14 protein-coding genes are annotated in these 15,142 nt (G+C 51.4%); 9 read left to right on the top strand and 5 right to left on the bottom strand.

Going from position 1 to position 15,142, the window contains the following annotated elements:
* Positions 1 to 4: 4 nt before the first annotated feature.
* The gene (locus EZV61_RS02150) at positions 5 to 1,420 is read left to right on the top strand and encodes an FAD-dependent oxidoreductase (protein ID WP_131414173.1); all 1,416 of its coding nucleotides are present in this window, start codon (positions 5 to 7) and stop codon (positions 1,418 to 1,420) included.
* A 134-nt stretch (positions 1,421 to 1,554) separates the two neighbouring features.
* Here EZV61_RS02150 and EZV61_RS02145 read toward each other — a convergent pair whose 3' ends face one another.
* A complete protein-coding gene (locus tag EZV61_RS02145; protein ID WP_130566337.1) occupies positions 1,555 to 4,005 on the bottom strand; it encodes a carbohydrate-binding module family 20 domain-containing protein in 2,451 nt (816 codons plus the stop codon).
* 461 nt (positions 4,006 to 4,466) lie between these two features.
* Between EZV61_RS02145 and mtnN the strand changes: the two genes are divergently transcribed.
* The 4 genes from mtnN (at position 4,467) to EZV61_RS02125 (ending at position 7,467) form a co-directional block, all read left to right on the top strand.
* Complete coding sequence (gene mtnN / locus EZV61_RS02140) at positions 4,467 to 5,165, top strand: 5'-methylthioadenosine/S-adenosylhomocysteine nucleosidase (RefSeq protein ID WP_114337064.1); 699 nt, start codon at positions 4,467 to 4,469, stop codon at positions 5,163 to 5,165.
* Between the two features lie 40 nt (positions 5,166 to 5,205).
* Positions 5,206 to 6,195: a cobalamin biosynthesis protein CobD/CbiB gene (locus tag EZV61_RS02135; protein WP_131414172.1), complete on the top strand. Its 990-nt coding sequence runs from the start codon at positions 5,206 to 5,208 to the stop codon at positions 6,193 to 6,195.
* A gap of 153 nt (positions 6,196 to 6,348) precedes the next feature.
* Entirely contained in the window at positions 6,349 to 6,969 is a 621-nt protein-coding gene (locus tag EZV61_RS02130; RefSeq protein WP_114337062.1) for a trimeric intracellular cation channel family protein, read from the top strand.
* A gap of 156 nt (positions 6,970 to 7,125) precedes the next feature.
* Complete coding sequence (locus EZV61_RS02125; protein ID WP_130566335.1) at positions 7,126 to 7,467, top strand: hypothetical protein; 342 nt, start codon at positions 7,126 to 7,128, stop codon at positions 7,465 to 7,467.
* Positions 7,468 to 7,474: 7 nt separating this feature from the next.
* Here the strand turns inward: EZV61_RS02125 and EZV61_RS02120 are convergent, their stop codons facing one another.
* From EZV61_RS02120 to tyrS, 4 genes are all read right to left on the bottom strand, one after another.
* Positions 7,475 to 8,851, bottom strand: coding sequence for an L-serine ammonia-lyase (locus tag EZV61_RS02120; RefSeq protein ID WP_131414171.1), 1,377 nt, complete (start codon positions 8,849 to 8,851; stop codon positions 7,475 to 7,477).
* A gap of 219 nt (positions 8,852 to 9,070) precedes the next feature.
* The gene (locus EZV61_RS02115) at positions 9,071 to 9,499 is read right to left on the bottom strand and encodes a universal stress protein (RefSeq protein ID WP_158537954.1); all 429 of its coding nucleotides are present in this window, start codon (positions 9,497 to 9,499) and stop codon (positions 9,071 to 9,073) included.
* A gap of 15 nt (positions 9,500 to 9,514) precedes the next feature.
* Positions 9,515 to 9,907 carry a fluoride efflux transporter CrcB gene (gene crcB / locus EZV61_RS02110; RefSeq protein WP_131414169.1) on the bottom strand — a complete coding sequence of 131 codons (393 nt, stop codon included), beginning with the start codon at positions 9,905 to 9,907 and terminating at the stop codon, positions 9,515 to 9,517.
* A gap of 196 nt (positions 9,908 to 10,103) precedes the next feature.
* Positions 10,104 to 11,291: a tyrosine--tRNA ligase gene (tyrS, locus tag EZV61_RS02105; RefSeq protein ID WP_130566332.1), complete on the bottom strand. Its 1,188-nt coding sequence runs from the start codon at positions 11,289 to 11,291 to the stop codon at positions 10,104 to 10,106.
* Between the two features lie 160 nt (positions 11,292 to 11,451).
* Here tyrS and EZV61_RS02100 point away from each other — a divergent pair, with 160 nt between their 5' ends.
* The 4 genes from EZV61_RS02100 (at position 11,452) to EZV61_RS02085 (ending at position 15,091) form a co-directional block, all read left to right on the top strand.
* Positions 11,452 to 12,762: a peptidoglycan DD-metalloendopeptidase family protein gene (locus tag EZV61_RS02100; protein WP_114337379.1), complete on the top strand. Its 1,311-nt coding sequence runs from the start codon at positions 11,452 to 11,454 to the stop codon at positions 12,760 to 12,762.
* Positions 12,762 to 13,883, top strand: a complete 1,122-nt coding sequence (locus EZV61_RS02095) for an anhydro-N-acetylmuramic acid kinase (protein WP_131414168.1) — start codon at positions 12,762 to 12,764, stop codon at positions 13,881 to 13,883. Before EZV61_RS02100 ends, EZV61_RS02095 begins: the two co-directional genes overlap by 1 nt.
* A gap of 117 nt (positions 13,884 to 14,000) precedes the next feature.
* Entirely contained in the window at positions 14,001 to 14,561 is a 561-nt protein-coding gene (locus EZV61_RS02090; protein ID WP_131414167.1) for a cytochrome b, read from the top strand.
* A 179-nt stretch (positions 14,562 to 14,740) separates the two neighbouring features.
* A complete protein-coding gene (locus EZV61_RS02085) occupies positions 14,741 to 15,091 on the top strand; it encodes a hypothetical protein (RefSeq protein WP_131414166.1) in 351 nt (116 codons plus the stop codon).
* The last annotated feature ends 51 nt before the right edge of the window (positions 15,092 to 15,142 follow it).

Here is a 15,142-nt window from a genome sequence, read left to right as displayed (position 1 = left end):
ACAGATGGCTAAGAATGTTTATCAGTTTGTCGACGTCGATCGTGTAGACCCGCCAAAAAAGGCGATAGAAACGCGACGAGTAGAGTTTGTCGAGATCTACGAACCGTTCAAAGATGATCAGGCCCGTAATCAGTCTGATCGCTGCCTTGAGTGCGGTAACCCCTATTGTGAGTGGAAGTGCCCGGTGCACAACTACATCCCCAACTGGTTGAAGCTGGCCAACGAAGGGCGAATAGAGGAAGCAGCAGAGCTGTGTCATCAAACCAACAGCTTGCCCGAAGTCTGTGGTCGAGTCTGCCCGCAAGATCGCCTGTGTGAAGGCGCTTGTACGCTCAATGACCAGTTTGGCGCAGTCACCATCGGCTCGGTGGAAAAATATATCACCGACAAAGCGTTTGCCATGGGCTGGCGCCCTGATATGTCGAAGGTAGTGTGGACAGATAAGAAAGTCGCTGTCATTGGTGCTGGCCCAGCAGGTTTGGCCTGTGCCGATATTCTTATCCGCAACGGTGTAAAACCCGTGGTATTTGATAAGTACCCAGAGATCGGTGGCCTGCTAACCTTTGGTATTCCAGCGTTTAAGCTAGAAAAAGAGGTGATGACCCTGCGCCGTAAAATCTTTAGCGAGATGGGCATCGAGTTCCAACTGGAAACCGACATCGGCAAAGATATCCCGTTCCAACAACTGTTGGACGATTACGATGCAGTCTTTTTGGGCATGGGCACATACAAGTACATGACCGGCGGTTTTCCTGGCGAAGAAGCTACTGGCGTTTATGACGCGCTGCCTTTCCTGGTTGCCAATACCAATCGCCAAATGGGTTTCGAAAAGGATCCTGCTGACTTTATCGACATGGCAGGCAAAAAGGTCGTGGTGCTTGGTGGTGGTGATACCGCCATGGATTGCGTGCGCACCTCGGTACGCCAACAAGCGGAGCGTGTGATCTGCGCCTATCGTCGTGATGCGGCCAATATGCCGGGGTCACGGCGAGAAGTCGTCAATGCCCGCGAAGAGGGCGTGGAGTTTATGTATAACCTGCAGCCCACCGAGATTGTGGTAGATAGCGCAGGCAAAGCAACCGGAGTGAAGATGGTGAAGACCCAATTGGGAGCACCAGATGAACGCGGTCGTCGTCGACCAGAGCCGATCCCAGGATCAGAGCATATTCTGGAAGCTGATGCCGTGATTCAAGCATTTGGTTTCCAACCCAGCCCCTCGCCTTGGTTTGCTGATTTTGGCATTGAGCTGGACGATTGGGATCGTGTGAAAGCACCGGAAAATGGTGAATACCAATTCCAGACATCAAATCCGAAAGTATTTGCGGGTGGCGATATGGTGCGGGGCTCAGATCTAGTCGTCACAGCAATCGCTGAAGGCCGTAACGCCGCCGAAGGGATCATGGATTACCTAAACGTCTAACACGACCTGGCGCTGACCATTGTTAGTATGGCCATAAATAAAAAAGCCCGCCAAAACACTGGCGGGCTTTTTAGTTAACGAAGCAGCGGTTCACCCAGACCAAAAATGAACCAACAACGTCACGAACTTAGGTTCTAAAACTGACCCTCAGTCTGATAATGGCTGTCAGTGCCAATTGTCAGCTGATTATTGTCACCAGATTGCCACTCCACGCCAGCAGTCGGGTTGTTTTCCTCACGCTTAACACACTTCCACGCCAACGCAGTGTTGGTCGGCAGCGATAGTGCCCCCTGCCATGTCGGATAAGCGTCAGAGCTCAAAAGTAGAGCAGCAGCAGGATCCCAGTTTCCAAGCTCGGGCTGATTACCCACGACATAGACGCTCTGCCCTGGATACGTTTCACCGTTGAAACAGCGGAAAGTCACCTCACTGGTCGGCGCCGCATTCACATCGCGCCACGTCACTGTCAGAGGCGCTGATACACTGCTTCCTTCTGTAACAACAAGGTAGTAACTCCCCGCCGGCAAAGTGATGCTGGCATTGTCACCACCGCTAGTCAGGGTCGCTGATGCACCGATAGCACCGCCACCCCAGTTGGTAGCCCAGTCATTATTCAGCACTAACTTGTAAGGTGACGCATTCAGGCCACCAGTGGCAACCACCAACTTGCGCCACTGACCGTTTCCGATATAGGTCAATGCCCAAGCTTCGTTATCCATCATCCAATCATCGAAATCAGCACCACTGATTTTCAGATTAGCTGAGGCACCAAACACACTGTCACTCTGATCAGCGGAGATCACCTGCCAATCAACCTGCAGTGGCGCATTGGCATTATCACCTTCCGTCACCGTCAGCCGGTACTCACCTGCAACCAAAGAGACTTTGGCATTGCCACCATCTCTTGCCAGCGCAACGCTCACACCGTCGCCACTGCCACCCCAGTTCGTTGCCCAGTTCGCATCTAATACCAACTTATACTCACTGTCCGTCAAACGCTCAGGCACCGTCAAGGTCAGTTCCCAGGTATGGTCATCAACCAAAGTCAGCTGATTCTGCGGCACATACAATGTCCACTCACCAAAATCAGCACCGGCCAATGTGAGTGATGGTGCATCACCAAGCACAGAGTCAAAGCCCTGCTGCGGCTCTAAGAGCGAATCAATCGCTGTCTGCAGGTTAGGTAGAGGTCCGATACGACGTGCTAGATCGCCGGTTTGAGGCGTCCCTGTTTCGCTAACCAAAGCGCGTACTTGCTCGGGCGACAAAGGGGCACCTAGCTGCGACTTGGCGATCCCTTGCAGTACGGCAACAGAGCCAGTCACGATAGGAGAGGCACTTGAGGTGCCACTAAAGTATGCGGTATACCAGAACTGTTCATCTATGCTCTGCAGGTCACCATAGCCCATGGTTGTCACAAACTGACCCCAGCCGTGGGCATCAATACGCTCACCATGGTTAGAGAAACAGGAGGGTGAGCGTTGGTCGTAATCACTGGCACCGACCATAATCGCGCCAGAATCACGCACCTGCTTATCAAAGATACCGTTGAAAACCGGCGCATCCAGATTCACATCACCGTTACCGGCAGCTTCCACCACAGTGATCCCCATATCCGTGACCATACGGATGGCATCGAACACCGCTTGGTAATACTCCATCGGAACATAGTGACATTGCCCCTGGTTACAGGTACAGGCGGTGCCATCATCAGGGCCACGGCTATGCAGCTCAATCAAGATCACATCACCTGGTGACAGATGGCCTGCCGCCTGCAAAATAGCGTTGGAGGTAGAGTAGCTACCAATGCTGACGTAACCCATTTCAGCCTGATTCGCGATCCCCGTAACACCGTAGTTGTTATCCATGCCACCGATAACACCTAACACTGCGGTGCCATGGTTGCGCCAACTCGAATTACTAATCTGTGTGCCCATGGTTAAGAACAGCGCAGGCATATCTTCGTGGGTAACATTCCAACCCCCTTCGATATCGACCACTTTGATCTGCTCACCGCGGCCACCAGGGAAATCCCATGCATAACGCGCATTAATGCCGTTGCTGCCGCTATTCAGATAACCCTGACGAGATTCAAAATCTGGGGTAAAGATCAGCGGTGTGACGACACTGTCAGAGTCTGTTGTAGCCAGCTCAGGTACAGGTTGCACATAGGCCAGTTCAACTTCAGGCAGCAGTTGTAACTGCTGATAGAGTTCAGCCAGTTTCTGCCGGTCAGTTTGAGGACTCAGCGGTAACTCGTAATAGCCTCCCAGACGAGTCATGGGGTCGAGTATCGGCGCACTGATATTTTGTTGCAGCCCCGACAGTTCGGTAGCGGTAAACAGCGGCTTTGCTTCAAGCTCCGCAGACGCAAACAGCGCGCCCATATTAGCCACCAGATCCTCATTACTGGGCCCACCGATACCGCCAGCCGAATGAGCTAGCTTGAACACCAGGCGTTGCAACGGGACATCAGCACCGTAGCCTAAAATTTCGTTACTGTTATCTGGGGGATCATTCGCCCAAACGGAACCGGCGAAGATCAAAAGTGACAATATGATTGAAGGTAACATCAAACATTTCATAGAAAGCTCCTTGCTTAAAACCGCGACATGTATTTCCACTACAGAGGTTTCTGTTCACGCCCCAACAAAATACAGCCGTGGCAGCGTTCCCCTTATCTGGGGCTTTCGTCGCCACGCTCTCGTTGTAGGTCGCTCAAGCACGCGTTCTTTGACACGTTCAATCTTTGAGGCTTGTCACAGTTCCAAAAAATGTGAGCGATATCAACTCCTACCAGTTGTTGATAATTAACTAATAAATAATAAGTTAACTGAAAAAATGCTCGATAAACCATTTGTTATCAGGCTGTTAATGGGATCGCTACCATGGAGATAGCAAGCTAAATAAGTGTATGATTTTTTTATGTCAGAGCAGTGTCATTTCGCTTTCAAGCAGCATTTCATAGAAGAAATTCAACCATCTATGTTCACAACCCCTTCTAATAGCTAAAATAGTCAGATACTTATCTAAGAGACTTAGCCCTATGAAAATCGGCATTATCGGCGCCATGGATCAGGAAGTGACTCAGCTGCGTTCGCAATTAACGCCAAGCGATAACGTAATCAAAGACGCAGGCATTGAGTTTTATCCTGGCGAGCTGCACGGGCATGAAGTGATCTTGCTTAAATCGGGTATTGGCAAGGTAGCTGCGGCCATCTCCACCACCCTGTTACTGGAGCGCTTTGCTCCCGATATTGTCATCAATATCGGCTCTGCCGGTGGTTTTGACCCAGCCCTTCAAGTCGGCGATGTGGTGATCTCCAGCGAAGTGCGTTACCACGACGTTGATGTCACCGCCTTTAACTATGAGCCGGGACAACTGCCAGGGCAGCCTGCAGCCTTTACCCCTGCGGCAGATCTTGTGGCGCTTGCCGAACAAAGCCTCAACGCCGTTGGTGAAGCCAAGGCGGTCAAAGGACTGATCTGTAGCGGTGATATCTTTATGGCCGATCCGGCACGGGTAGAACAGGCTCGCGCGTTATTTCCAACCATGGCCGCTTGTGAAATGGAAGCCGCTGCAGTAGCGCATGTCTGCCATCAATTTTCTGTGCCCTTCGTGATTATTCGGGCACTTTCAGACATCGCGGGCAAGTCCAGTCACCTCTCGTTTGAGCAGTTCCTCGACAAAGCTGCTCATCACTCCTCATTGGTGGTCGCTGATATGCTCAAGCGATTGGCATAGAAGATCGGTAAAGCAACGCTGAACAGGTGGTAAATAGGGCGTGGATCAAGCATTGTTCATCGGCTGGTTAGGTTATCTAACCACACCACTAACAATATTGGCTGTACTGGCCTTAAGCCGTGTCGCGCCCATTCCCCCCCACTACCACCCACTGACCCTGCTAAGTGGCCTCGCCAGCAATTTACAGAAAAAAGTCTATCCCAATGCTGAGCGCCCCGTACTGCAGCAACAGATCGCCGGCGCGCTCGGCACATTGATGCTGATTGCGCCATCATTAATCATATTGGCAATCATCGGCATGGTGTCTGAGTTCCCTGTGCTGTGGAATGCACTGTTGCTGTATCTGGCTTTGGATTGGGAGCAAACCCGGCGCACCGCCATACGAATAGCCGCGCAATTGGAGAAAGGCTACAAGCTGCAGGCCAGAGAGAGCCTCAACAGCTTGGTGCTACGACAATCGGGACGGCTATCCTCCATGGGGATCGCAAAAGCCTGTATAGAAACTCTATTACAGCGTGCAAACCTGCAGCTGTTTGCCGTACTGTTTTGGTTTGCTATCGGCGGTGGTTTGATGGCCGTGACTTACCGCGCTCTGCGCCAACTGGCGATGGTATGGAATGGCAAAGATCCTTTCTTTAAACAGTTCGCCTCGTTGCCTGCCGCACTGACGATTCTGATGGATGCCATCCCTACGCGACTGTTGGCCTTTAGCTACGCGCTATCCGGATCACTCAAGCCTTGGTTTAAACTCAGCTACCACTGGCAAAAAACGTTTCCTAACAATCACGCAGGATTACTGCTCAGCTGCGGTGGCAGCGCCCTAAAGCTAGGCTTAGGTGGACCGCTGTACTACCAACAACTGAAACAGCAGCGGCCGCGACTGGACACGGGTGCCGAGCCACAAGCCCTCGACATTTTGCGCACCCTGCGCCTAATTAATAACGCCATCAGCTTTTGGCTGGCGATCACTCTGGTTATCGCTCTGACCATTGGTCTGCTTAGCCAATTGTTACCATCTCTACCCAGTTGACAAAAATGATTCACTTTTCAACGGCTCAGGCACTAAACTCATCGCAGGCAGTTCAGTTTTTGCAACTGCGCTGGTCACATATAAGTTTGGTATAGCGCACATCGCGACAAGCAAACGCAGCGATAGTTTTGCAGTAGACGATCAGGTATAGCAATGACAATTCTTTATTGGCTCAACGTAATTGGTCTTGCGGTATTTGCCATTTCAGGTGCACTGATGGCGGCACGATTAAAAATGGATCCCTTTGGTGTGGTGGTTCTGGCGGCGCTCACTTCAATCGGTGGCGGTACCATTCGAGATATCATTTTGGACGTGCCACAGGTTTTCTGGATCGAAGACCCTAGCTATTTAAACACCATCATCATTACCGCCTTAGTCACCATGGTGTTTGTTAATTATCTGCACCGTATTCCCGAGAAACTGCTACTGATCGCTGATGCTGCCGGTTTAGCACTTTTTTCCGTACTCGGTGCGCAAAAAGCGCTGTTGTATGGTGCGCCAGGAGAGATAGCCGTGGTTATGGGGGTTATTACTGGCGCTGCAGGCGGTATCTTACGGGACGTCGTTTGTCGACAGATCCCTATGGTATTGCGCAAAGATATATACGCCACGGCCTGCTTACTCAGCTGTGTTACCTACACCGGCTTGCTTCTAATCGATGTCGACGATCTTACCGCGTCGTTAGTGGGGATTGGCGCTGGTTTTATCTTAAGATTGGCCGCGATCCAGTGGCATCTGCAACTGCCAGCCTATCAGTTGAGAAGACGATCATGATCAAATTGCTTAGGATTTCCTGCAACTCTCGCGCACTGCTGTGGTCTACCAACCAGACTTAATTTTTGCTGGTGGAAACCAGCCCATGGTTGTATGCGCACAATGATTATCAGTTGTACTTTATTGTTATCCTGGTTTGCAGCCGCGGACTCTTGGATGCCGCTATCTTATGCCGAGCAACCCACTCGCGGTTTCAACCGTCTGATCTCTGAATCTGAAGCTAAGCAAGAGAATTGGGTCAAAGACAGCGAACAGGTAGCATTGCACTACCTTGGGAATCCAGATGAACTGGAGATCCTGCAGCAACAGGGCGACGGCAAACAGCTTGAACTCACGGTACGCCAACCACTGGATCGAGCCGGGGTTGAATCCGCCCTGTACCTGCTGCAGTTAAAGAAAACCGCACAAGGCACCTGGCAGTTACAGAATGCCCGCATGGCTTGGCGTTGCAAAAATAGCAGCAATTTTGATACCCGCCGCTGTCAGGCGAACTACTAAGTCACAGTTAGCAAAGTACGATATTGACCGCTAATCCCCCTAAAGCGGTCTCTTTGTATTTTGACTGCATATCAGCGCCTGTCTGTCGCATAGTTTCTATCACCGCATCCAACGACACCCGATGTTGACCATCACCCAACAATGCCAAGCGAGCAGCATTGATCGCTTTGATCGCCCCCATCGCATTCCGTTCAATGCAAGGCACCTGTACCAATCCTTTGGCGGGATCGCAGGTCATGCCCAAATGGTGTTCCATCGCCATTTCCGCTGCATTTTCAGCTTGCGCCACACTACCGCCTAACACCGCACACAAGGCGCCTGCGGCCATCGAACTGGCGACACCAATCTCACCCTGACACCCCACCTCTGCTGCTGAGATCGAGGCGTTACGCTTGTAAAGCCAACCAATCACCGCCGCCGTCAGCAGAAACTCCCGTGCTCCGGCATCTGTCGCCCCTGCAACAAAACGCAGATAGTAGGCTAATACCGCTGGGATCACCCCCGCCGCCCCGTTAGTCGGCGCCGTAACCACTTGCCCACCATTGGCATTCTCTTCATTGACCGCCAACGCAAACATGCTAACCCAGTCCATCAATGCCAATGGATCTTGCTGCAAGCTACGTACTTTTAAGCGTTGATGTAGTTGCGGTGCCCGACGCACCACCTGCAAACCTCCAGGTAAGATCCCCTCCTGTTCACAGCCACGCTCGATAGCACTGAGCATCACCCGTTTGATCAGATCCAGATGTTGATCAATAACCGCATCATCACAACCTAATGCCCGTTCGTTGCGCCGAGCAATCGTTGCTAATCTCACCCCTTCGTTTTGGCAGATTGTCAGTAGTTGGGCAGCGTTATCAAACGGGAAAGCTCGATGATCAAACTGCTCAGCTTGATCAAGATTAGCAATATCATCGGCAGAAACGATGTAGCCCCCTCCCACCGAAAACCAGGTTTCCGTCAACAAGCGATTACCGGCTTTATCGTCCGCGGAAAGGCGCATGCCATTGGGGTGGGCAGGAAGAAAAACATCACAATGGTAAAGAATATGACGCTGTGGATTGAAATGGATCGGCAGGCGATCAGCCAACCGTAACTGATGCCCGACTTTCACCGCAGCATAGGCTGCTTCAGCAACATCAGGTTCAAGGGTTTCCGGTTGCATCCCCAGCAATCCCAAGATCAACGCCTTGTCAGTGGCATGCCCCTCTCCGGTTAATGCCAGCGAACCAAACAGTTCACAAGAGACCGAGTAGACCTGCTCCCCGTGATCCGCCATCAGGCGTTCGGAGAAAGCGGCGGCTGCGAGCATTGGCCCCAAGGTATGAGAGCTTGACGGGCCAATACCCACCTTGAACATAGGCAACACACTGAACGGTTCCATCAGACCAACCTCATCAACACACAAAAGCAACGTGTTTAAGTTTAGACAGCAGAATCAGCTTATCTTTCTGTGATGACTCTATATAGCTCTGACGGAAAAGGCAGGGGAAGAGGTAAACATTGCCCGTTGCAATAGCAGGCTCTGACGGCAAGTTGCCGTTACAAATCAGCCAGCAACGGCTCTACTGGGGGAGATCAGCCACGGCAGACAACAGCCAGTTCAACTGGTTTCCAGTGTTACCAACAGCAGGTCGCTGATCACATGGCCAGCCAGTGATTGTCCGGTATGCTGAGTAAACCAACGATGATCCATATGCTTACCCGCAACCAGCAGATCGGCCTCAGTGGCGGTGATCACTTTGTTCACCTGACGATTCATCTCACCACTCATGAGCCATTGCCCAGTCACCGGATAATCGACATTGTCGCTAATAAACTCGGCCATCATCTGTTGGCGTTTAGGTTGAATACGCGCCGACAGGTCGAGCCCTAACTCAATCTCTTCCAAAGAGGAATCGCCGATCCCGGGTTCCACCATCACAAAGGAGAGTTTAGCGCCGTAGGCGCGCGCCAGCGCCGCCCCACGTAAAGCCACTTTTGCCGAATCCACACCTAAATCGATGGCGACTAAAATATGTTTGTATATCACCGACAGCTCCCCTGTTTAGACGCCCGCCGATTTGGCAAACAACTGATAACCAGCCCAAGCGGCAAACACACAGCCCACAACATTCAAGCCAATATTCATCGCGAACTTCAGCCACTCCCCCTGCTGCATCAACACCACATTGTCCATAGAGAAGGTAGAGAAAGTGGTCAAAGCGCCTAGAAACCCCAGTCCAACCACAGGACGCCACGGCGCAGCCACCAAGGTACCGTTTTCCAGCAGGGCAAACAGGCCTCCCATCATCAGGCTACCGGCAATATTCACCGTCAACGTGCCATAGGGAAACCCTTTACCAAACAGTGCCACACACCATTGTGAGACAAGAAAACGGCTACAGGCACCGAATGCGCCGCCCAGTGCAACAAAAGCTAAGGTGGTCCACTGCGACATAAAGGCTGGCTCCTGAATTGCAAAGATAATGTACGAGATGAATCGCTTAACAACCCGCTTGGCCAATGATAATGACCAATTTACAACGAGTTGCAATCACTGGATCATAGCATCCCAGCAAAGCGATGCAGTGACAACGCCAAGATCGAGAAACAAAAAACGGGCCGTAGCCCGTTTATCCAGTCAACGTGCCTGATTAAGCGAGTGTAATGCGGGCAAACTTACGCTTACCAACCTGATAAACCGCCGTACCGGCAGTCAATTCCACTTTCGCGTCAGCCACTTTGTCGCCATCAATCTTCACTGCGCCCTGTTTGACCATGCGCAACGCTTCCGATGTACCCCCTACCAAACCCGCTTCTTTCAGCAGGTTCGCCAGCGGTAAGCCGATGTCAAAACTGAACTCAGGCATCTCATCAGGTATCGCGTTCTTCTGAAAACGCTGAATAAAGTCCTGATGCGCACCCTCTGCGGCGGCTTCGTCGTGGAAACGAGCAATGATCTCTTTCGCTAACAAGATCTTATAATCACGCGGGTTAGCACCATTGGCGATCGCCTCACGGAACTCCGCCAACTCGCCCAATGGACGGAAGCTCAACAGATCAAAGTAATCCCACATCAAATCATCAGAGATAGACATGATCTTACCGAACATATCGTTCGGCGCGTCACTGATGCCGATGTAGTTATTCGCCGATTTGGACATCTTCTTGACGCCGTCCAAGCCAACTAACAGCGGCATCATCACCACACACTGGGCTTTCTGACCCGCATCTTTCTGCAGTTCACGCCCCATCAGCAGGTTGAACTTCTGATCGGTACCACCCAGTTCAACATCCGCTTTCAACGCTACTGAGTCATAGCCCTGCAATAACGGGTACATAAACTCATGGATGGCAATCGGTTGGCTATCGGCATAACGCTTTTTAAAGTCATCACGCTCTAACATGCGCGCCACGGTTTGCTTGGAAGCCAAGCGGATCATCCCCTCAGCACCCAGCTCGTTCAACCAGCTTGAGTTAAATTCGATGCGGGTTTTATCCGCATCCAGGATCTTAAAGATCTGCTCTTTATATGTTTCCGCGTTCCGCAGTACGTCTTCACGAGTCAAAGGGGGGCGCGTGCTGTTTTTGCCTGAAGGATCACCCACCATGGCAGTAAAATCACCGATCAGGAAAACCACCTCATGCCCCAGCTGCTGAAACTGACGTAGCTTATTCATGATCACCGTGTGACCCAGATGAATATCCGGCGCAGTCGGATCGGCACCCAGCTTAATAATGAGTGGGCGACCTTCTTTGAGCTTGGCCACCAACTCCTCTTCTACCAGGATCTCTTCGGCGCCTCGCTTGATTTCGGCCAATGCCGCTTGCCAGTCACTCATTAGGATATTTCTCCGTGAAAACTATCAATTCAAAATTCAGGGGGGGATTGTACGAAATGGCGCCGCAAAGGGAAACAGTGTATGCTGGGCGCGATAGTTGCATTGGCGTTATACTAGTCAATGTACCGGTTTTATAGCGATGTACAAGCAAGATCCTGATATGAATGCTTATATTGAACAGCTGCCTAAACAGCACAAAGTACTGGTAGCCATTATCAGTGTCATTACCCTACTGCTGCTTTTTATGCCGGCAGAAGACGCCAGCGCTTCCCGTAACACTGAGGCGTCACTAGAGCTTGGCAAGCGTTATCCCCTGCCGCTGGAAATCGCCCCCGTTGACGATGCCGTGCAACAACAAGCGAACCAGCCTGCACCACTGCCAGAACTCAGCTGGCAAACCTTTACCGTGAAAAGCGGTGATTCACTGGCAAAGATCTTCCAGCGTGCCGGTTTCAGCCCTCGCACCCTGCACAACATTGCCAACTTAGGTGACAGCACCAAGGCACTGAAAAAAATCCATCCCGGCGACCAGCTTAAATTTGGCGCCGATCGTGATGGCCAATTGATCCAGTTGGTTTATCCGCAGGACAAGATCAACACCTTGACGGTGACCCGTTACGACGACACATACGTTGCAGAGCAACACGCCAAACAGGTCGAAACCCGTACCAATTTTGCCGCCGCAACCATCACCAGCAATTTCTATAATGCCGGAGTGGATGCAGGCCTTAGCCCAAATCAGATCATGAGCCTGGCAACCATCTTTGGCTGGGATGTGGATTTTGCTTTGGACCTGCGTAAAGGCGATAGTTTTAGCGTGATGTACGAAGAGCGCTTTGCTGATGGTGAGATGGTTGGCGAAGGCGCCATTGTTGCCGCAGAGTTTATCAACCAAGGCGACAGCTTTCAGGCGGTACGCCATACCGACGGCGTTTATTACTCTCCCGACGGTAAAGCGATGAAGAAAGCTTTCCTACGAGCGCCGGTTAACTTCAAATACATCAGTTCCAGTTTTAATCCGCGCCGCTTGCATCCGGTCACCGGCAAAGTGCGTGCTCACAATGGCATCGATTACGCAGCTAAAACCGGTACGCCCGTCATGGCTGCGGGTGATGGCCGGGTAACCAAATCAGGTTACAACAAGCTCAATGGTAATTATGTTTTCATCAAACACGGTGAAGGCGTGATCACTAAGTATCTGCACCTGCATAAACGTCATGTAAAAACCAACGCCAGAGTCAAACAGGGACAGAAGATTGGTACTGTCGGTGCAACAGGCCGTGTGACTGGCGCGCACCTGCATTATGAATTCCTGGTAAACGGCGTGCACAGAAATCCTCGCACCGTGAAGTTGCCCGATGCTAAACCGATCAAAGCCAGCGATAAAAAGTCATTTATCGCCCATGCCGAGACCATGATCTCGCAACTCAATGCTAACCGTCGCCTACTACTGGCAATGCAGCAGGGGTAATGGCCGGTTACTATATTGGCCTAATGTCCGGAACCAGCATGGATGGTATTGATGCCGTGCTGGTGGACTTTTCACAACCCCAACCCGCTATTCTCGCTAGTCACCAGCATCCGCTACCGGAACAGCTGGTGTCTGGTTTACACCAGTTATGCCAACCCGCAGCCAATGAGATCAATCGCCTCGGCGCTATGGATCGAGAGCTAGGGCAGTTGTTCGCTGAAGCGGTTAATGCCCTTCTGGCAAAAACCGATATTCCAGCCAGCGAAATCACCGCCATCGGCAGTCATGGCCAAACCGTACGTCACCACCCCCACAGCTGTAAGGGCTTCACCCTGCAACTGGGCGATGCCAACACTATTGCCGTAGAAACCGGTATCGATGTGGTGGCCGATTTCCGCCGCAAAGATATTGCGCTGGGTGGCCAGGGCGCACCGCTGGTGCCCGCTTTTCACCATGCGCTATTGGCTAGCCCTGAGTGCGACCGCGTTATTCTGAACATAGGTGGCGTCGCCAATATCACCTGGTTACCCGCCACTGACCACACCGTATTAGGGTTTGATACCGGCCCCGGAAACACCCTGATGGATCAGTGGTGCTTAAAACATCAAGGCAAGCCCTACGATAATAATGGTGAATGGGGCGCCACAGGTACGGTGAGCAAGCCGCTGCTGAAACAGCTATTAAGTGAAGATTACTTCGAGCTGCCAGCACCCAAAAGCACTGGCCGTGAACTGTTCAACCTGTCCTGGTTGCAGCACCGATTAGACACCTTCAGTGCCTTACCACCGCAAGATGTACAAGCTACATTGTGTGCTTTAACCGTACACAGTATCGCCGAACAGATAGCACAACTGCCGCTTGCGGATAACAAGCAACCCGCGGAACTCTGGATCTGCGGCGGCGGTGCCCGAAATGCACAACTGGTATCAGGGTTGCAGCAAGCCCTGCCGCAGCTGAGTGTCGCGCCACTGGACGCCCTAGGTGTTTCTGCCGACGATCTCGAGGCCCTGGCGTTTGCTTGGCTGGCCTACCGCCATATTCATCGCCTGCCCGGTAACCTGCCGGCGGTCACTGGCGCGAGTCGCCCAGCCATCTTAGGCGCACTATTCCCCGCGGGCTGACATTTCCCGCAAACTGACATTTCCTGCAAACTGACATTCCCTCCAAACTGACAAAGTAACTTCTACCTTCTAGGCTTCTGATACAACACCACACATCGCCCAAACAAGGTGGTTGCTATGCAACGAGACACACCGAATAAATTTAGTCCCACGACACTCGCCCTGCACTGGATCGTTGGACTGATGATGATCGCACTCTTAGCCATCGGCGTTTTCATGGTCGAAACAAAAGCCTATGCCCTCTATCCATGGCACAAATCATTTGGCTTTATCATCTTCTTCATTGTCCTTATTCGCGTGTTCTGGCGAGTCACCAATGGCTGGCCAACCCCCGCCGGGAAATATAGCCAGATAGAACACCTGCTGGCGAAAGTCGTTCACTGGGCGCTGATCCTCGGCACTGTGTTTATGCCCATCTCCGGCGCTATCATGTCGACAATGGGTGGCCATGGCTTAATGGTATTCGGCATGGAAATCGTAGCAATGAATCCCGATCCTGCGGATCCGAGCAAAGTGATCCCCCACAATGCGGCTATCGCTTCTTTTGCTCATGCCTGCCACAGCTGGCTCGGCTATCTGGTTATCGCCGCCGTTGTGCTGCATATCGTCGGCGCACTTAAGCACCACATCATCGATAAAGACGGCACCCTGAAGCGTATATTTGGCGCAAAAATCTAGCCCTTGATTTAGCCTCTGAATGTGACATCAGCCAATACACACACTAAAACAGCAGGTTATGATGCGATTATAAAACCTAATGAGACGTGATAGATAGCATCGGTGGGATAGATAGACATAGCCCCACTATCTGATTAGACCTACGATGTATAGCTATCTAGCGTTAAGTGTAATCAGCAATGGCACTTTGTAGAACAATCGCAACATTAGCAAGCCAGCTCGAACTCCAGTTGGAAGGTATGCATGAAAATCACCGCAATATGATCGCGGTTATGAAAAATATGCCCTTCTATCTAGAGAAAGGTAATCTTGCTGAGTGGGAGTCAGCTTATAGGGCCTCAATCGGCGATGCTGAGGATGAAAGTAGTGCCTCATATCAAGCAATTGATCTTGTGTATGAATTGGCAGGTTTAAATATGTTTGGTTCTTTTCAAGCTACTGAGACGCAGTCACTATATAAAAATATAGTCGTCCAATTTAGCAACATGGGGCTGCAAGTTTCTGAGAATATGGACGTTTCGCAGTGGTAAAACACTTAACAATGCAAGTCACTAACTCGTCGCTTTGCTCCTCGGAGACAA

The sequence above is a fragment of the Corallincola luteus genome (genome assembly GCF_004336975.1).
GTDB lineage: Bacteria > Pseudomonadota > Gammaproteobacteria > Enterobacterales > Neiellaceae > Corallincola > Corallincola holothuriorum.
This window is presented reverse-complemented; position numbering and strand designations above follow the sequence as displayed.

What these genes read in the sequence shown, in the direction of transcription:
- EZV61_RS02090 (WP_131414167.1), top strand. Translation starts at nt 14,001, where the DNA reads ATGCAACGAGACACACCGAATAAATTTAGTCCCACGACACTCGCCCTG.
- tyrS (WP_130566332.1), bottom strand. Translation starts at nt 11,291, where the DNA reads ATGAGTGACTGGCAAGCGGCATTGGCCGAAATCAAGCGAGGCGCCGAA.
- mtnN (WP_114337064.1), top strand. Translation starts at nt 4,467, where the DNA reads ATGAAAATCGGCATTATCGGCGCCATGGATCAGGAAGTGACTCAGCTG.
- EZV61_RS02085 (WP_131414166.1), top strand. Translation starts at nt 14,741, where the DNA reads ATGGCACTTTGTAGAACAATCGCAACATTAGCAAGCCAGCTCGAACTC.
- EZV61_RS02125 (WP_130566335.1), top strand. Translation starts at nt 7,126, where the DNA reads ATGCCGCTATCTTATGCCGAGCAACCCACTCGCGGTTTCAACCGTCTG.
- EZV61_RS02095 (WP_131414168.1), top strand. Translation starts at nt 12,762, where the DNA reads ATGGCCGGTTACTATATTGGCCTAATGTCCGGAACCAGCATGGATGGT.
- EZV61_RS02120 (WP_131414171.1), bottom strand. Translation starts at nt 8,851, where the DNA reads ATGGAACCGTTCAGTGTGTTGCCTATGTTCAAGGTGGGTATTGGCCCG.
- EZV61_RS02150 (WP_131414173.1), top strand. Translation starts at nt 5, where the DNA reads ATGGCTAAGAATGTTTATCAGTTTGTCGACGTCGATCGTGTAGACCCG.
- crcB (WP_131414169.1), bottom strand. Translation starts at nt 9,907, where the DNA reads ATGTCGCAGTGGACCACCTTAGCTTTTGTTGCACTGGGCGGCGCATTC.
- EZV61_RS02130 (WP_114337062.1), top strand. Translation starts at nt 6,349, where the DNA reads ATGACAATTCTTTATTGGCTCAACGTAATTGGTCTTGCGGTATTTGCC.
- EZV61_RS02100 (WP_114337379.1), top strand. Translation starts at nt 11,452, where the DNA reads ATGAATGCTTATATTGAACAGCTGCCTAAACAGCACAAAGTACTGGTA.
- EZV61_RS02145 (WP_130566337.1), bottom strand. Translation starts at nt 4,005, where the DNA reads ATGAAATGTTTGATGTTACCTTCAATCATATTGTCACTTTTGATCTTC.